At 54.0% G+C, this 17,429-nt stretch carries 14 protein-coding genes; 7 read left to right on the forward strand and 7 right to left on the reverse strand.

Going from position 1 to position 17,429, the window contains the following annotated elements; genetic code table 11:
* Positions 1–12: 12 nt before the first annotated feature.
* Genes H144_RS0116325 through H144_RS0116335 form a run of 3 tightly spaced genes read right to left on the reverse strand, consistent with a single transcriptional unit; the run spans position 13 to position 2,011 of the window.
* The gene (locus H144_RS0116325; protein ID WP_019943162.1) at positions 13–912 is read right to left on the reverse strand and encodes a hypothetical protein; all 900 of its coding nucleotides are present in this window, start codon (positions 910–912) and stop codon (positions 13–15) included.
* An 11-nt stretch (positions 913–923) separates the two neighbouring features.
* Complete coding sequence (locus H144_RS0116330; RefSeq protein ID WP_019943163.1) at positions 924–1,490, reverse strand: hypothetical protein; 567 nt, start codon at positions 1,488–1,490, stop codon at positions 924–926.
* Between the two features lie 11 nt (positions 1,491–1,501).
* A complete protein-coding gene (locus H144_RS0116335) occupies positions 1,502–2,011 on the reverse strand; it encodes an RNA polymerase sigma factor (protein WP_019943164.1) in 510 nt (169 codons plus the stop codon).
* 810 nt (positions 2,012–2,821) lie between these two features.
* Here H144_RS0116335 and H144_RS0116345 point away from each other — a divergent pair.
* The 6 genes from H144_RS0116345 (at position 2,822) to H144_RS32050 (ending at position 10,865) form a co-directional block, all read left to right on the forward strand.
* Positions 2,822–6,178, forward strand: a complete 3,357-nt coding sequence (locus H144_RS0116345; RefSeq protein WP_157504768.1) for a SusC/RagA family TonB-linked outer membrane protein — start codon at positions 2,822–2,824, stop codon at positions 6,176–6,178.
* A 12-nt stretch (positions 6,179–6,190) separates the two neighbouring features.
* Complete coding sequence (locus H144_RS0116350; RefSeq protein WP_019943167.1) at positions 6,191–7,669, forward strand: SusD/RagB family nutrient-binding outer membrane lipoprotein; 1,479 nt, start codon at positions 6,191–6,193, stop codon at positions 7,667–7,669.
* A 16-nt stretch (positions 7,670–7,685) separates the two neighbouring features.
* Entirely contained in the window at positions 7,686–8,768 is a 1,083-nt protein-coding gene (locus H144_RS0116355; RefSeq protein WP_019943168.1) for an alkaline phosphatase family protein, read from the forward strand.
* Between the two features lie 120 nt (positions 8,769–8,888).
* Positions 8,889–9,044 (forward strand): hypothetical protein, encoded by a 156-nt coding sequence (locus tag H144_RS34605; protein WP_019943169.1) that lies wholly within the window; start codon positions 8,889–8,891, stop codon positions 9,042–9,044.
* Positions 9,045–9,638 (forward strand): GNAT family N-acetyltransferase, encoded by a 594-nt coding sequence (locus tag H144_RS0116365; protein ID WP_019943170.1) that lies wholly within the window; start codon positions 9,045–9,047, stop codon positions 9,636–9,638.
* A gap of 84 nt (positions 9,639–9,722) precedes the next feature.
* A complete protein-coding gene (locus H144_RS32050; protein ID WP_019943171.1) occupies positions 9,723–10,865 on the forward strand; it encodes a metallophosphoesterase family protein in 1,143 nt (380 codons plus the stop codon).
* A 2-nt stretch (positions 10,866–10,867) separates the two neighbouring features.
* Here H144_RS32050 and H144_RS0116375 read toward each other — a convergent pair whose 3' ends face one another.
* From H144_RS0116375 to H144_RS0116385, 3 genes are all read right to left on the reverse strand, one after another.
* Positions 10,868–11,653, reverse strand: a complete 786-nt coding sequence (locus tag H144_RS0116375) for a LytR/AlgR family response regulator transcription factor (protein ID WP_019943172.1) — start codon at positions 11,651–11,653, stop codon at positions 10,868–10,870.
* A gap of 4 nt (positions 11,654–11,657) precedes the next feature.
* Positions 11,658–12,767 (reverse strand): sensor histidine kinase, encoded by a 1,110-nt coding sequence (locus H144_RS0116380; RefSeq protein WP_019943173.1) that lies wholly within the window; start codon positions 12,765–12,767, stop codon positions 11,658–11,660.
* A gap of 111 nt (positions 12,768–12,878) precedes the next feature.
* Complete coding sequence (locus tag H144_RS0116385) at positions 12,879–13,934, reverse strand: sensor histidine kinase (protein ID WP_229207918.1); 1,056 nt, start codon at positions 13,932–13,934, stop codon at positions 12,879–12,881.
* A gap of 251 nt (positions 13,935–14,185) precedes the next feature.
* On the opposite strand from H144_RS0116385, the gene H144_RS0116390 reads away from it, so the two are divergent.
* Complete coding sequence (locus H144_RS0116390; protein WP_019943175.1) at positions 14,186–15,442, forward strand: PepSY-associated TM helix domain-containing protein; 1,257 nt, start codon at positions 14,186–14,188, stop codon at positions 15,440–15,442.
* On the opposite strand, the gene H144_RS0116395 is transcribed toward H144_RS0116390, so the two are convergent.
* Positions 15,422–17,401, reverse strand: a complete 1,980-nt coding sequence (locus H144_RS0116395; RefSeq protein ID WP_019943176.1) for a glycoside hydrolase family 97 protein — start codon at positions 17,399–17,401, stop codon at positions 15,422–15,424. The genes H144_RS0116390 and H144_RS0116395 overlap by 21 nt on opposite strands.
* Positions 17,402–17,429: the final 28 nt, after the last annotated feature.

Consider the following 17,429-nt stretch of genomic DNA (forward strand, 5'->3'; position numbering starts at 1 on the left):
TAAGCACCCGTTTTATTTAATCGTAACCCTCCCGAACTCGGCATTGATGTCGACGCTGGCGAGCTGGTTGCGGGAGAAAAATGCCTCTTTGAAATCGGCGGTGTTGCGCTTCCATTTGAAACCGTTGGGTAATTTCATCGTGGCATAGGCGCCGTTGATCGTGTAATCGAAATGCTGCCAGTTTTTTGCCAGGAGCGTTACTTCGGCTTTTTTGGAATGGATACCGAGGCTCGTGAGGCCCACCGTCGGGTATATTTCGACATTACCATATGCGGCATCGATGCGGATCGCTCCGGAGATGTGTTCGAGACGGACGTTAGTATGGTCGCTCCCGAATGTGAACGTACCGGCCAGCTCGTTGCCCGATAATTCGCCGAATGTAGTTTGCAGCGCGCCCTTGCCGCTCAATCCGGTCAGGTTTGTTGTGCAGAAATCCGCTTTGAGGTTCAGTTGGTTAGTCAGGCCGCGCAGCGTAATCGTGCCGAACGAATTTTTAAGGTCTACGGCGCAGGAAGCGGGCAAATGGATCGTATAACGCGCTTTCAGGTTCGATACGGGCTTGGATTCGCCGTTTTTAAGCACCACATAATTGCGCAGGAAGTAATCCTTGCCATTACGGTCGGCGATGTATTGCAGCTTAGACAGATCCTCCGTGGCGACGGCCCGGTCGGGATGGCGGGCGGAGAGCTCCATCAGCACGCTGATGTCGGTATTGTCCCACGTGAATATCTCAATATCAGCCTTTTCCGCACTGATGTAGAGTGTTCGCACGGCAGGCGCGCTGATCGTCCTTTCGATCTTTTTGGTCGCTACCTGCAATTTCCCCTGCGCGTAGGCCCTCGCAAGCGGGAGCGCCCACAGGAGAAGCGCCAGCGCGGCCGCGCGACAGCTGTTGATGATCTGTTTTTTCATTGTCCTGGTGCTTAAATCATTTTTGCCATTGCATTCAAAATATCCGTTTTCTGCCGCTCGATCTCGTTGTATTGCCGAAGCAGCGCGGGCTCGGTATTGTAATCGCCTATCGCCTGCTGCAACTGTTCGGAAGCCGAGCTCAATTGCTCGTATTCTTTTTGTAAGGTGCGGTACTCGCTGCTGTTGCATACCAATGTTTCGGTCTCGCAATAGGCTTTGAGCAACTGGTATTGCTGGTCTGTTTTGAGGGAGTTTTCCACCTGCAAGCGCTCGTCCACGGTCTCCTGTGAGTACGCGATGCGCGCGGAGCCCTGCGGCTGCGCCAGCCAGACCACCCCGGCCGCCAGTAAAACGCCCGCCGCGGCATACCACCATTTCAGTTTACCATTCCGTGTTTTTTTACGTTCAATCAAATTCCAAAGCTGTTCGTCCGGCTCGTAATCAGGCATTTGGCTGATCGCCACGCGCAAGGGTACCGTGTACAGTTCTTCCTGAATGCCCTCCCATACGTCATCGCCCGGCTCGTACGACGGGAAGCGGTGAATGGCGTTTTGCAGGGTGCTATGGTTCTTTTCCATGATTTTCAGTGTCAGTGGGCCGAGAGCATCGCGCGGAGCTTTCTTTTGGCATGAAACAATTGCGATTTGGAAGTCCCTTCCGAGATATTCAGCATCAAGGCGATTTCGCGGTGCATGTAGCCCTCCACTTCGGCGAGTACGAAAATGGTCCGGAAGCCGTCAGGCAGCGACAGCACGGCCGTTTCTAAGTGCGCCGCATTGATCTCCGACTCTCCCCAATCCACGCTTTCGCCTACATAATCCTCGACATTCTGCCAGAGCATGACCCGCTTCTTTTTCGTCGATTTCCGGACGACGATCTGCTTGATCCACGCACCCAGCGTCGATTCGCCGCGGAACTGGTTGAGGTGTTTGAAAACTTCCAGGAAAGCGTCCTGCAAAACATCGTTGGCATCGTCGAAGTCCCCCGTAATGCGGTAAGCGAGCGTATACATCGCTTTTTTATAGCGATCATACAACTGCCGCTGGGCAATGCGGTCGTTCAACAGGCAACCAGAAATCAAATCGGCCTCCGAGGTCATGCGGTGTTTTTTAGCGTTTCCAGGTCAAAGAGGCGGCAAGTTCGGGAAATGGTTGTATGGGGAGAGAAAAATGTTTCGGGCGATGGCTGACGGCTGACCGCTGACGGCTGACGGCCGTCGGCGGTCGGTAGTCGGCGGTCTGACAGGCACGCGTTCGCTGTGGAATGCACACCGTAATGCCGCGCCCTATATGCATTGCGGATGTCTTGCGCTATGCCGTGCCCATTGGTAACGCCCTCCCAGGCGCGGGCATGTACGTGAAAATTGCATTTCACCCATTGCGATGGCGAATTGTAGGGATTAGAAAGCGCCGGACCTTCGAACTGGACGATGCACGTTTGCCGCGTCCGGGCCATTCTATGGCTTGCTCTTGAAAAGTTAAATATTAATTAACATTCAAGTAAACCACGTTCAGATTTTGAAAAATATCTTTGTGCTGTGATTGAATGATATGCAGTATTTATAAACATTCTGAGATGTGATCGAGCACATTTGATACTTGATGCGAATAAATTTTTCCAAAAGTTTTTCAATTGTTAATTTATACTTTACTTTTAGATTTTAGCAGCAGAATCTTCCGAAGTAGTGCCATTCCTTAGGTTGTTTAGTATTTGTTCACAATCCTGACTGTCTATGATACTATCCTGATTTTCTTTTCTAACTGATCGGCTTCCCGGTAAACCGGCCGTGCCGATGACGGATGTCTCCGCCGGCGCCGCGTGCGCATGTCTGCAAGATGGTCTGCTGACCTTCGATGAACCGTTATTGACCTTTTTGAATACAGCTAATTAACAACCACTTATGAAAAAAATGACTACAATTTTGGACCGTCGTGGCGAGGGCCACCCTGGACAGGGCCACCCTGGCGATGGCCACCCTAGCGAGGGCCACCCTGGCAAGGGCCACCCTGGCGCCGGTCGTGCCGGCGGCTATCGGTCTGCCGCGCTGGCGCTTTGCCTGGGCTTCTCGGCATTGCTTCCCGCAAGCACACATGCGGGGGACCCTCGTTACTTGCACGAGAAAAGCTCCGCGAATACGAGCGCGTATAATGCATGGCGTTCGCTGAAACGGCCGGTCGCGAACGCCGAGCGGACCGTGAGCGGGAGGGTGACCGATGGTGCCGGGAAAGACGGCCTCGTGGGCGTGAATATCCTGATCAAGGGTACCTCGCGCGGAACGGTCACGGATGCGACAGGGAATTATGTATTACGTGTCGATACCGAGCGTGATACGCTCGTGTTTTCCTTCCTCGGCTTCCTTTCGCAGGAGGTAGCGGTGGGTAACCGGTCGGTCATTGACCTCGCGCTCAGCGCCGATCAACGGCAGCTCAACGAGGTGGTCGTGACGGCATTGGGTATCAAAAAAGAGAAGAAAGCCGTCGGTTACGCGGTGTCCGAAGTGAAGGGTGCTACGATGGTGAAAGCGCGTGAACCGAATGCGATCAGCTCGCTGACGGGCAAGGTGGCCGGCCTTACCATTGCACAAAGCCCCGATTTGCTTGCCAGCCCGCAGGTGACGCTGCGCGGTCGCGCCGGGGTATTGTACGTGGTTGACGGTGTGCCGATTAACACCGATTCATGGAACCTAAGCCCGGACGATATCGAAACCTATTCCGTGCTGAAAGGTGCCAGCGCAGCTGCATTGTACGGTAACCGCGGCCAGAACGGAGCTATTATCATTACCACCAAAAAAGGCAGCAGCGCCAAAAAGGGCTTTTCGGTCGATTTCAATTCGAGCACCCAGTTGCAGACGGGCTTCAATGCCATTCCCAAATACCAGACGGAATACGGCCCCGGCAGCGATTACGAATATGCATTCAAGGACGGCCGCGGGGGCGGCATCAACGATAACGATTACAATATCTGGGGGCCACGTTTTGAAGGTCAGCTAATTACCCAGTATAACAGCCCCAAAGACCCCGCGACCGGCGCGCTCGTACCTATTCCCTGGCTCGCGCGGGGAAAGGACAATTTGACCAACTTCCTTCGCAACGGTTTGCTGAGCACCAATAACCTCGCCATTTCAAGCAAGAACGAATTCGGCGACTTCCGCCTTTCCGTTTCACAAATGTTCCAGCGCGGACAAATGCCGAATACGAAGCTCGGCGGCACGAACGTGAACATTTCCGGCGGGATTAATGCTGGCAAAAAAGTACGTTTCGATGCAAGTATCAACTATAACCGCCAGTATTCGCCCAATTATCCCACGCTCGACTACGGCCCCGCCAGCCCCATCTACATTTTCACCGTATGGGGTGGTGTGGATTACGACGTGAACGACCTGCGCAACTACTGGCAGCCCGGCAAGGAAAATGCCCAGCAGTACAACCGCGAATACACGATCTACGATAACCCCTGGATGACTGCCTACGAAGCATTGAAGACCTATTATAAGAACGATGTGTACGGTTTTGTGCAAATGAATTACAAAATCAGCGACAAGCTGACGTTCAATGCGCGTACGAATGTGAGCACCTGGAACCGTAACCGCAGTACCCGCGCCCCGATTTCTTCCAACCTCTACAACTTCGGCTTCCCGAACCAGGCCGGCGGCTATTCCGAGACTTACGACACGTTCTGGGAGAACAATACCGAGGGCTCATTGAAATTCGAAAACCGCTTCGGGCAGGATTTCGGGCTGAATGCGTCGTTGTATGCCAACCTTCGCTCGGTAAAGGTGACGTCGCTGACAGGCACTACTTCCAAGGGCCTGATCGTGCCGGGCGTGTATGACCTGTCGAACTCCGTGCAGCCCGCCACTTCTTCCAATGACCAGGCAAAGCGCTGGGTGGGAAGTACTTATGGGTTTGTGGACCTGGATTATAAAGATTTCCTGTTCCTGAGCCTCACCGGGCGTGTAGACCGGTCGAGCACGATGCCTAAGAAGAACAATACCTATTTCTATCCGTCGGCGTCGCTCAGCGCAGTGCTTTCGGAAGTGATCGATTTGCCGAAAGTCGTTTCCTTTGCTAAAATCCGCGGTTCGTACGCCAACGTGGCGAGCGATTTTGTGGACGAGAGTTCGCAGTACGACATTTACAAGCTGCTGCCGACCTACACCAGCTCTACGCGTTGGAACAATTCCTACACCGGCGTAAGCTACACGGGCACGCTGTATAGCGATAACCTGCAAGCCGCTCGCGTGAAAACGCTCGAATTGGGCCTGGAAATGCGGTTTTTGCATAACCGGCTCGGTTTCGACGCCTCTGTGTTCCGCAATGTAGAAGGGCCGGGGATCGTGAGCGTGCCTGCTTCCATTACCTCGGGCGTGGCGGGCGTGCAGCGCAATGCGTATACGTACGTGCGGAAGGGCGTCGAGCTGGGTGTGGACGGTACAGCCGTGAAAAATGAATATCTGACCTGGAATGTTTCGGCCAACTGGTCGCTCAACCACAAATGGCTCGACAAGATCGACGGTACGCAGCAGCGCGACGGCAATATCCACGTCGGCGAACGCGCGGATGCCTATTATATCAAGGATTTCCAGCGCGACGAAACGGGCAAGATCATCGTCGGGTCGAACGGGATGCCGGCTTACAATCCGTTCAATTCCCGGATCGGCTACTACGACAATAATTTCACAGCGGGTATTAATAACACGTTCAGCCACAAGTCGTTCACGCTGAGCTTCCAGGTGGATGGCCGTTTCGGCGGGAAGGTTAACAACTACATGTATACCAAGCAGTTCGGTAGCGGAACGGCGCCGGAATCTGCCAATGAGTTCCGTTTGAAAGACTGGCAAAACCGCGATAACCCGGACTACAAAGGCTCTGTAATGACGGACGGCAAGCGCATTGTCAAAGGCCAGCTCAATACCGACCAGGACGGCAATGTGATTTCGGACACGCGCGAATTTGCGACGAACGACGTGCCGGTGCTCTGGCAGGCGTGGGCGACAAATTACTACCAGTCGGGGTACATTGCCGCTAAAAACCGCACCTATGTAAAGCTGCGCGAGGTGGTTTTGACCTACAATTTCCCGGCGAAACTGCTTTCGAAAACGCGTTTCGCCAGCTCGGCCAGCATTTCGCTCGTAGGACGTAACCTGTTGTATTTCACAGGAAAGTATACCAAAAACATCGACCTTGACCAGTTTACCGGCACCATTACGAGCTTCCAGACGCCGTCTGTGAAAAGCTTCGGTGCCAATCTGAACGTGACTTTTTAATCAGCATTACCAATGAAAAAGATCCAATATCTGCTATTGTCGCTGGCGATCGGCCTGGGAAGCTGCCAGGATATCGATACCCTGCAAAAGGACCCCGGCGCGATCACCAACCCCTCCGCGGACCTCATCCTGACGGGCATTCTCACCAACACCTGGGACGCCCCGTGGAGCACCGACCACCGTCATAACCAGTTTATGACCCAGAACGAAGCCTACTACGACGGCCAGGCATACGGTTGGACGACAGGCTCTTATGATGTATTTTACACCTCTCTGCGCAACGTGAACCGGATGGAGATCGAAGCCGCGAAAACCGGCGATGTGGGCGCGCATTACCTCACGCTCGCGAAGTTTTTCAAGGCTTATTTTTACAGCCGCGCCACCGAAATGTTTGGTGACGTGCCGATGTCGGAAGCGATCAAAGGTGTGAGCGACGAGAATTTCAAGCCGAAATACGATGCGCAGAAGGACATTTACGTGCAGGTTTTGAAATGGCTCGAAGAGGCCAATGCCGAAATGCCGGCCCTGATCGCGAAAAAGCCGGCTATCTCCGGCGATTATATGTATGGCGGGGATCTGGCCAAATGGCAGAAACTGATCAACTCGTACCGGCTGCGGGTCCTGATCAGCCTCAGCAAACGCGCCGACGACAGCCCGGAACTGAATGTGAAACAGCAGTTTGCGGCGATCGTGAACGATCCGTCTAAATACCCGCTCATTACGACGAATGCAGACAATTTCCAGGTCGTTTACAATACCATCAACACCTATCCGCTCTGGCCGAGCAATGGGGTAGTGGTGAAAAACGACAAGCGCAATACCCTCGGCGCGACATTCACCGACATCGCCAAAGCTACCCGCGACCCGCGCCTGCTGGTAGTAGCACTGCCTGCGGATGCATTGAAGGGCAATGCGGACGCCTACCAGCGCTACGGCGGCGGCAAAACGGGCGACCTGCAATCGACCCTGCTCGAACAGGCCGGTAAGGGGCTGCTTTCGATGATCAATTTCGATTATTGGGAAGCTTCGGCGGCCGGCGTGCCGGCGATACAGCTGGGCGCTCACGAGGTGCATTTCAGCATAGCGGAGGCCATTAACCGCGGCTGGCTCACGGGCAATGCAGCCGATTATTATGCAAAAGGTGTGACGGAATCGATGAAGTTTTATAACATTGCGCAGACGGAGATCGACCGCTTCCTTGCTGCTAATCCCTATCCGGGTAACAATGCGCAGGGTTTGCAGAAAATACTGGAACAGAAATACATGGCGTTCTTCGAGAATTCGGGCCGTCAGGCATTTTACAACTACCGTCGCACGGGCATTCCGGCATTCAGCATCGGCCAGTCCAACTCGAATAATAATCAGATCCCCGTGCGCTGGGCTTACCCGACAACGGAGTACACGACCAACGAAGTGAATGTGAAAGCATCGCTGAAAAGCCAGTTCAACGGCGCCGACACACAGAATAGCGTGATGTGGCTGATTAAATAAACTTAACCTTTTCACCATGAAAAACATCGTACTTTCCCTGGCGCTACTGACGCTGAGCCTGCTGGCATCGGCGCAAACCAAAACGCGCAATGTGGTCATGATCTCCGTCGACGGTTGTCGCTGGCAGGAAATTTTCCGCGGCGCCGATTCGGTTTTGTTCTTCAACAAGAAATATGTCCATCAGGATTCCGCCGCCATGATCGCCAAGTACTGGGCTAAAACGAGCGGCGAACGGCGGTCGAAACTCATGCCGTTCTTTTGGAATACCCTGTTAAAACAAGGGCAGCTGTACGGCAACCGAGACCTGGGAAACCTTGTGAATGTGCGCAATAAATACTGGTTTTCGTACCCCGGACGGAGCGAGACGCTTTGTGGCTATTACGATGAAAAAATCAATAGCAACGACTACCCGAACAACCCCAACGAGAATGTCCTCGAATTTTTCAACAGACAAAAAGGATATGAGGGTAAGGTGGTCACATTTGCTTCCTGGGACGCATTGTCGCGCATTCTTAACCGCGACCGCAACGGCATGCTGGTGAATATCCCCGGCGAGGTTGTCAAAGGCGCTAAACTGACCCCGGCGCAGAAGCTGGCCAACGAGCTGCAAAACTACCTGCCGGAGTATTTCGGCAAATCCGTGCGCTTCGATGCCCACACGTACGCGCTCACGCGCTCGTATGTCGAGGCCAACCATCCGCGCGTGGTGCATATCGACTTCGCGGACATGGACGAATTCGGCCACCACGGCCAGTACGACTCGTTTCTCGACGGCGCGCATTACGTCGACGGCATGGTAGCCAGCCTCTGGAACTACATGCAGGCGGACCCGTTCTACAAGGACCAGACGACGCTCATCATCTACCCCGACCACGGCCGCGGCCTCGGCGACCGCTGGACGAGCCACGGCACATCCGCACCGCATTCAAACGAAACCTGGATGGCCATCATCGGCCCGGACACCCCGGCCGCCGGTGAAATGAAAACCCAGTCGCAAATCTACCAGGACCAATTCGCCCAAACGGTTGCGCAGCTGATGGGTTTCAAATTCACGGCCAACCATCCGGTAGGGGAGATTGTGAAGAGCGTGTTTAAATGAGACTTTCAAACTGGCGCGTTTAATCATTGAAACAAGCTACCTGATAAGTGTTGCTGTTTTCAAAGTGTGATTTTGACGATGATTGTGTTATTTTGAACTATCAATTAAATCGCGGTCACCATGAAATACAAAGGAAACACGATATCGAAGCCTGTGGTGGGAAAAGAAGCGAAAGCTTTGCTGAAAGCGGTGAATTCCGGCGGTTATGTGGCAAATGAGCAAGGGGTAATCACGGCCAAAAGAATAGCAGAGCGGATCATTAAACAGCAGAAGTAAATGTCGCAAGCCAGATTTGAAGGAATCGATTTCTCAGAATTTGACGTAGTTGAAATGAACCCTGACCTGGAAAACCTGGGTCAGGGTTTTAAGTGTTTGCGAAACGATTTTGCGACTTACATTAAAGGTCGAAAGATCAGGCTGGAATGTAAATCCCTGACCAGCAAATGCTGGATCATCGAGCACGACGAGAAAATCGCAGGGTACATTACTTTGATGGCGGACAAGCTGACGACCGAGTATCGATTGCTTGAAAACGAAGGCGTTGAATACCGGACATTTCCGGCGGTGAAAATCGGCTGGCTGGCGGCCGACAAACGGGCTAAAGGTGCAGGACGAAGGTTGCTGGAATGGGCATTGGAATATGTAACGACCGACCTGATCAATCGGGTTGGTGTCCGTTTCGTTACGGTAGACGCGCTGCATGACCCGGATACCGGCTACGACATCGCATCCTATTACGCGCGTTTCGGATTCAAACACGTTGACCCGACGGAAAGTATCACGCCTAAATGCAATTTCAGGACTATGTATTTTGATATCAAAACCGTAGTGGAAGAGTTGAACGCGCTGCGCCGAACGAGGTTGATTTAATGCAAATTTTACACTTCTAACCCGCATTTTTCTTAGCTTGCCGTTGTTGACAGCAAAAAGGCTGGTAAATGGCAGCCATTCATAATGAAATCAGATTTTTCCAAGAAATTCTCCAAACCCGTTTTTAAACGCGACGTTCCCGACGATACATTCAAGTACCTGCCTGCTCCCAAACCGTCCGGGAAATATCCTTACCATCTCAACCTCGAAGCGATCGATCCCGTGCCTGACCAGCACAAACTGGCATTCCATATGGTGGGGGATACCGGCAGCATCCGCACACCGGATTTTCAGAAACTGGTCGTAGCGGAGATGGTGAAGCAGTTCGAAGCAGCCGAAAAGACGGGCTATGAGCCGCAGTTTCTCTTTCACCTCGGCGATGTAGTCTACAACCACGGCGAGGCCAGCGAGTACCAGCGACAATTTTTTGATCCCTATAAAAAATACCCCGGCCCGATTTTCGCGATCCCCGGCAACCACGATAGCGACGTTAACCCCGACAGCCGCGTCCGGTACCATAGCCTCGACGCGTTTACGACGGTTTTTTGCAATACCGAACGTCGCACGGTGGCTTTCAGCGGCCATGCGGAGCGCAAAAGCATGACCCAGCCCAATGTGTACTGGACGCTCCTGACGCCCCTCGCGAACATCATCGGCATGTATTCCAATGTGCCCAAATTCGGTGTGGTGACCGACGAGCAACGCCGCTGGCTCATCGACGAGCTCAAACGCGCCGATGCCGAACGCCCGCACAAGGCGGTGATCCTTTGCCTGCACCATTCGCCCTATTCGGCGGATATCAACCACGGTTCGAGCCTGCCGATGATCGAATTGCTGGAAGGTGTGTTTGAAGAAACAGGCATTTATCCCGACATTGTTTTTAGCGGTCATGTGCATAATTACCAGCGTTTTAGCCGGCATTATCGAAACGGCCGCAGCGGCGGAGGGCGCGTGCTGCCGTTCATCGTGGCGGGCAGCGGAGGGTACGACGAGCTCCATCCGGTCGCCTACACGAACGACGACCGGTTTACAGCCGAGTTGCCTGTTTTTGAAGGCATCAACCTCGAACACAGCTGCGATACGAAGCACGGGTTTCTGAAAGTTTTGCTCGAAAGGGTGTCGGACGGCATTACCATTACCGTCGAGTTTTACACGCTCCCGCACGAGCGGCGCATCGAGCCCGGCGTAAATGCGGCGCTGGAAGACAGGCTGGTACTGAAAGTGTAACCCTATTTACCCATCCAAATTTTAAAATCGCTGACCTTTTCCCGGCTCACGAGCACTTCCTTGTTGTGCGCCGGCCGCAGGGTAAGGGAAAGCCGGTTGCCGAAATACGGGTCGATCTTTTCTACCGACCGGTGCGTGACCATCATACCGCGGTTGATCCTGAAAAAACGCGCAGGATCGAGCGATTCGGCCAGTTCGTCGAGTGTGTAGTCAACGAGCATTTTTTGGTTGGAATCGGTCATGAAGAAGCTGTAACGGTCGTCGGTGAAGAAATAGGCGATCTCGCCGACTTCGATCGAGAGCATTTTTTGTCCCTGCTTGACGAGGAACCGCTGCCGGTATTCTACGGAAGACGCTTTTTTGAAATCTTCCAATAGCTGCCGGATGCCTGCAAGCGAATGGTCGGCTTCGGGCTTTCCCTTCATTTTATCGTACTTCTGCAGGGCGCGTTGCAGGTCGTCGCGGTGCACGGGTTTGAGCAGGTAGTCGATGCTGTTGTGCCGGAATGCCTGCAATGCATATTCGTCGTAGGACGTCGTGAAAATAATGGCGCTCGATACTTCAATGCGGTTGAAGATCTCGAAACTCTGGCCGTCGGACAGCTCGATGTCGAGGAAGATCAGGTCGGGGTCGGCCTCGCCGGTGCGCCGGTTTTCGAGGACCCATTCGACGGTCTGTTCGATGCTGTCGGTGACACCGGCGATATGCAGCGCCGGCGCCACTTCCCCGATTATTTTTTTGAGGCGGCGCACCGACAGGTCTTCATCTTCAACGATAAGCGCATTCATGCTTTCAGGAAATCAATGGTAAGGTGACGGTAAAAAACTCGTGATTGCTTTCGATCGCCGGCTGGGGCATTCCGGGCCGGTACTCGCTCAGTAGCTGGTACTTGGTCATGATATTGGTTAACCCCACGTGCGTCGATTCGATATTTTCCGCACCGGCCGTCAGGCTTTTCTTTTGCAGGTTGTTGCGCACCATCAGGCAGCCTTCCACGGTACTCAGTATAAATATGGTAAGCGGCCGGCTGGCGCGAATTACATTGTGCTTGACGGCGTTTTCGACCAGCAGCTGCAAGGTCAGCGGCGGTATCCGGCAGTCGAGGAAGCATTCCTCCACGTGAATGTACAGCTTCATGCCGTCGCCGTACCGCGTTTTGAGCAGATGCCCATAGGATTCGATGAACGACAGCTCCTTTTTCAGGGTCGTTAGCTGCTCGAAATCGCCCTGGTCGACCGATGAATGGTTTGTTTGAAGCAAATACCGGTATACCCGCGCCATTTCGTCAACAAATTCCTCCGCTTTTTCCGGGTCTTCGCCGATGAGCGCCGAGAGGGAATTAAGGGTATTGAACAAAAAATGCGGGCTGATCTGTGCTTTAAGGCTTTCGAGCTGCCCGTTGACATTCTCTTTCATCAACCGCTCGGCATTGATCTCATGCTGACGCCAGCGCGCAAGTGCGCCGAACGTTTCCCGCAGCGCGGTCACCAGCACCATCGCCGCGAAGTTGATCACGTACACGACGACCAGCGTATGCACGGAAAGCACCGAACCAAACAAGCCCATCCCGATATAGAGCCACGCGACGAGCAGCACAAATGCGCCCGAAACTACGGCATGCGCACACACGGAAAGCGCCACACGTACGAGGGTTTTACGCAAATCGCAATATTGTTCATCGATATAGGCCGCCACCCGCGAATGCACGAAGAAAGCTACGCCGAGAACCGCCCCATTCAGGACCGTAGCCACCGAATAAGCCGCATAGTTGCCGGATTTCGGCCCGCCGACCGTGATATGGTTGAGAACCAACAGCATTGCCGCCATACCGGCCGCATACAGCCAGCGGTTGCCCGACGGGAGTTTTTCCGGAAGTTTTTCAAACAATGCTTTTTTCTTCATGTCAGGCTGCGGCCCGGCCGGTCATGGCCTGGCGACGGTTCAAAAGTAGATGAATGTCGGAAAAACGAATCGTTCAAGTTGCATCAACTGTATTTTTATTGGAATGAATTGTCATCGCGCCGGAACCTGCGCGCTCACTGCGTCGGGCAGGAGCGGTATTGTCACGGAAAACGTGTCCCCGACCTCACTGACCTCCATTTCCCTCGACGTGAACGTGCGCAGCTTGCCCGAAAGACCGCGCAGTCCGATACCCGCCACGCCGATGGTCCGGTGGCGGATCTGGACATTGTTGGTAATGCGAATGCTGCGGTCGTCGGTGAGGCTGATCGTGATTGTCAGCGGCCGGCTGGCCGAGAGGATATTGTACTGAACGGCATTGTCGACCAACAGCTGCAACATGAGCGGCGGGATCGTCAGGTCGGCGGGGGGGCGGTCGGGGAGGTGCACGACCAGTGCCTCATGGTACCGGAATTTCAGCAGCCGCACATATATTTCCATAAACGACAGCTCCGATTGCAGCGGTACCAGGTCGGCGCGGCCACCTTGGAGCATATAGCGGTAAATGCGGGCGAGGTCTTCAACGAAATCCTCCGCCTGCCCCGGATCGGCATTGATGAGCGACGAAAGCGTGTTGAGGCTATTGAACAAAAAATGCGGGTTAACCTGTCCTTTCAGCGCATCAAACTCGATTTCTGCCGACTGCCGGGCGGATTTTTCATCGTCGGCCTGGTCGTTTTTCCATTGCTGCAGCGCGTAAAAGAGGCCGAGCAATGCGCAAATGAATGCGTCGCAGACCAGCCCGACCAGCACCATCGGCCAGATCTTTATCCACGAAAAACCAACGCCCAGCGACGGTACCAGGCTGTAAATCCACAGATCGAACAGGCCTAACAGCACGGTAGCGGCGCCCAGCTTCCAGAGCATGCCCAGCATTTGTTCCAAAATCTGCCCTTGCATGGCGCTTCCAGCCGTTCGGCGGATCACGATTGTAAGCATGACGACGGAAAACCAGTATAATGCGAAAGCGATGGCGCTGGCCGTCGCGAACACAGGCTCGTTCGTAAAATACCGCTCGCCCAGCAGGTAGTAGTTTCCCAGCGCGACGCACACGGGCATCATCGCGAGGTGGTACCACCATTCGTATCGGGAAAAGAAACCGGGTTTCATGGGCAATGCGGTGAACAGGCCGCAAAATAAAAAGAAATCGGAAAGCGGCGGCAAATGATGGTGCCGGCTGCTAGTATCCGGTATCGCTACGGGACTGTTTGAAAAAGTGAGTGACAAATTGCCGGGTTTGCGGGCTTTATAATTTGTAATTAAACTAAATAGCATATTTCTTTGCCTTCCGGCAGTTTTCGACCGTTTTCAATGCGGCGGAAATGGCTTTTTAAGCCGGCTTCTCAACCCAAACCTGATTCATGTCTCAGAAAAAGACAGCCCTTGGCAGGCTCATCGGAACGTTACACCTCTGGCTGGGACTGGCGTCCGGGCTGGTGATCATCGTCATCGGTCTCACCGGCGCGATCTACGTTTTTACTGATGAACTCAAACCGCTCGTCTACCGCGACCGGTTCTTCGTTCAACCCGAAAGCACACCAAAACTGCCATTGAGCCGGCTGCTGGCGTTGGCGCAGGCGGCCGTGGGGGAAAAGCGGCCCGTTACCCGCGTGGAAATATCCTCCCGGCCCGACCGCACTTATATTTTCAGGGCATTGAAAGTCGATAAGGAGGGATTTTCGCATTGGGATTACTACAAATATTATATGCGGGCTTACGTCAATCCCTACAATGGCAAGGTGGTAATGCTCGAAGATTCGCGAAACGAGTTTTTTACCGTCGTGCTGGGGCTGCATATGCGGATGCTGTTCGGGGAAAAGATCGGGCATCCGCTCGTGAGTTACTCGGTGCTGGCATTTGTAATGATCCTTATTTTTGGACTGGTGCTTTGGTGGCCGGCCAAATGGAAGAAGGGTAATATCGATAAGAGCTTCAAAATCAAATGGAACGCGAAATTCAAGCGCGTGAACTACGACCTGCATAATGTGCTGGGCTTTTACGCCTGCGTGATCCTCTTCATGTGTGCGGTGACCGGGCTGGTGTGGGCATTCGAATGGTTTGGAAAAGGCGTCAAAACCGTCGCCGACGGCGGTAAGCCGGCCGAAGTGCCCGCCGTTTTTTCGGACACGACGCAAAATAAGGATGCCAAAGCGGTGGACCGTGTATTCGCTGCATTACAACACGATAACCCCGCTGCCTACGGTTACCTCATCAACTTCCCGGCAAAAGGCAAATTGCCGTTGAATACCTCTACCTACCTGACGGCCACGAACCGCTACGACCGTATCCAGGGTCAGTACGACCAGTTTACAGGCGGCCGCCTCCGGTCGCGCTCATTCGGCGAGCTTACCAGCGGAGAGCAGATTTACGCCATGAACTTCGACCTGCACGTGGGTGCCTGGGCCGGATTGCCGAGCAAAATCCTGACATTTTTCGCCGGACTCATCTGCGCCAGCCTGCCCGTTACCGGGGTTGTGATTTGGTGGGGACGCCGGAAGAAGGGAGACAAGGGAGGAAAGGGAGAAAGGGGAAGAAAGGTGCGGACGGCGGATGGCTATGTACCTCCGCGCAGAGCTGCACCGGTAATGGGTAGCAAGTCAATCTCCACCGGCGCGTAGCTGGGCTACGTACCCGCCGCCGGGCGCCAGGTGGATTTTCAGCACGTCGTATTTGTTCAGTTTGGCCTCGGAAATGCGGTAGTCGGCCGGGTAACGGTCGGCGTTGGTGCCATCTTCGCAGGTCGTCGCCGTGAAATTTCCGGGCGGCAGGAAGCCGAGCGGAATGCTGAGGTCGCGGGCGGTGGAGTCGTTCAGTACGCCGATGTACCAGTCTTTACCCTTCCGGCGGGCGGTCACCACGTAGTCGCCCAGGCGGGCGTCGAGTACGCGGGTGGTGTCCCAAACGGTGGGAATATCGCCCAGCAGCTCCATGAATGCAGGTTCGCGGAGGCCCTGCGACGGGTTACCGGCAAAAAACTGTATCGGGCTTTCATACACGACGAACATCGCGAGCTGTTGGGTACGCGTCGTGAGCGACATCACGTTTTCCGGCATGGCGTGGAAGCCTTTGGGCGTGGCGTTGTTCAGCATTCCCGGTTCGTAGTCGAGCGGCCCGCCAAGCATCCGGATAAACGGCAGCAGTACATTATGCTCCGGCGCGGCTTTGGCGCTCCACATATTGTACTCGGAGCCCAGCACCGCTTCCCGGGCTACCGCGTGCGGGAAGGTGCGGTTGAAACCAGCCGGCTTGAATGCCCCGTGAAACATGAGCATGATCTTGTGCCGCGCGCAGGCTTCCGCGATTTTGTAATAAAACTGCACGGCTTTCTGATCGTCGCGGTTGATGAAATCGGTCATGATGAAATCCACGCCCCATTTGCTGAATTGTTCCAATGCAGGTTCCAGCTGCTTGTCGAGCGTGAGGGCCAGCGTCCACATGCTCACGCCAATGCCCTGGCTCCTGGCATAGGCGACAATTTCGTCCATGTCAATGTCCGGGTTGATCTTGAAGAGATCATTGTTGTCGCTCCATCCGGCATCCATCATAATGCGCTCGAAGCCAAACCGTTTGGCGAAATCAATATAGTATTTGTAAGTAGCGGTATTGATGCCGCTTTTGAACGGCACATTGAAAATATTGGAAGTAATAATCCATTCGTCCGTTGCCTTGCCGGGCTTGACCCACGACACATCGGGCACGCGCGACGGGCTTGCGAGCCTGTACACGAGGTCGTTGCCGGGCAGGTCCCTGTCCTCGGGCGCGACGATCAGCACCCGCCACGGGAATGCACGGGTGCCTTTGGTTAGTGCGAGAAAATCAGCCCGTTTGGAAACGTAGCGCGTCGAGTAGAGCTCTTTCGTTTCCGTCTCTTCGGCCGGGTAGGGTGCGAAATGGCCGAACAGCGCCTTTTCCGCATTGCCTGAAAGGAACATCCCGGGGTAATCTTCGAGGTCGGATTCGGTAATGCCGATTTTGGGCGAATCCTGCGGCGCCACGAGGACAGGCGAGAAAAACAGGCTTTTGGCGTGAATGCTTTCCAGCGGCTTTACTGTGTATGGTTCTTCGAAACTGGTATGGTAAATATCCATATTCGACGGCGGCGCTACCTCGGGGAAATACACGGGATGGTTGGCCGGAAAGCGGAATGCAGCCATTTCCGACTTCACTCTGATCTCTCCCGGAAATGCCGTGGCAATGCGGTAAGCCACACCGTCGTCGTACACCCTGAAAATCACGGCGAATGCATTGCGGAAAGTGACTTTAAGCTCCTTGTACCGGTTGGGAATGCGTATGCGCTTTTCGGGTACGGGAGATATGATTGTCTCGTTAACAGACCTTTCGGTGAATAGCGGCCTGGCCAGCCCGGCGGACAGTTTCTTGCCGTCGGTCAGCACCATGTCTATTTCCGACGGGGAAATCAGCGGCTGATTTTTGTAATAAACGCTGTACCTCAGCTGGTCCTGAATGTACGCTACCAGTCGGATATTGCCGTTCGGCGATGCGATTTCGCGGGTTGCCTGGGCGTGCAGGAGGGTATTTAGTAAAAGGAAGAGGTTTAGGAATAGCAGCTTATTCATAGTAACTATGATTTATCCCGTACTGTTT

Source organism: Dyadobacter beijingensis DSM 21582, assembly GCF_000382205.1.
GTDB classification, from domain to species: Bacteria; Bacteroidota; Bacteroidia; order Cytophagales; family Spirosomataceae; genus Dyadobacter; species Dyadobacter beijingensis.

Bases quoted from the DNA above. Each gene is read 5' to 3' on its own strand.
- H144_RS32050 (WP_019943171.1), top strand. From the start codon at position 9,723: ATGAAATCAGATTTTTCCAAGAAATTCTCCAAACCCGTTTTTAAACGC.
- H144_RS0116390 (WP_019943175.1), top strand. From the start codon at position 14,186: ATGTCTCAGAAAAAGACAGCCCTTGGCAGGCTCATCGGAACGTTACAC.
- H144_RS0116380 (WP_019943173.1), bottom strand. From the start codon at position 12,767: ATGAAGAAAAAAGCATTGTTTGAAAAACTTCCGGAAAAACTCCCGTCG.
- H144_RS0116325 (WP_019943162.1), bottom strand. From the start codon at position 912: ATGAAAAAACAGATCATCAACAGCTGTCGCGCGGCCGCGCTGGCGCTT.
- H144_RS0116350 (WP_019943167.1), top strand. From the start codon at position 6,191: ATGAAAAAGATCCAATATCTGCTATTGTCGCTGGCGATCGGCCTGGGA.
- H144_RS0116355 (WP_019943168.1), top strand. From the start codon at position 7,686: ATGAAAAACATCGTACTTTCCCTGGCGCTACTGACGCTGAGCCTGCTG.
- H144_RS0116395 (WP_019943176.1), bottom strand. From the start codon at position 17,401: ATGAATAAGCTGCTATTCCTAAACCTCTTCCTTTTACTAAATACCCTC.
- H144_RS0116375 (WP_019943172.1), bottom strand. From the start codon at position 11,653: ATGAATGCGCTTATCGTTGAAGATGAAGACCTGTCGGTGCGCCGCCTC.
- H144_RS0116335 (WP_019943164.1), bottom strand. From the start codon at position 2,011: ATGACCTCGGAGGCCGATTTGATTTCTGGTTGCCTGTTGAACGACCGC.
- H144_RS34605 (WP_019943169.1), top strand. From the start codon at position 8,889: ATGAAATACAAAGGAAACACGATATCGAAGCCTGTGGTGGGAAAAGAA.
- H144_RS0116365 (WP_019943170.1), top strand. From the start codon at position 9,045: ATGTCGCAAGCCAGATTTGAAGGAATCGATTTCTCAGAATTTGACGTA.
- H144_RS0116330 (WP_019943163.1), bottom strand. From the start codon at position 1,490: ATGGAAAAGAACCATAGCACCCTGCAAAACGCCATTCACCGCTTCCCG.
- H144_RS0116345 (WP_157504768.1), top strand. From the start codon at position 2,822: ATGACTACAATTTTGGACCGTCGTGGCGAGGGCCACCCTGGACAGGGC.
- H144_RS0116385 (WP_229207918.1), bottom strand. From the start codon at position 13,934: ATGAAACCCGGTTTCTTTTCCCGATACGAATGGTGGTACCACCTCGCG.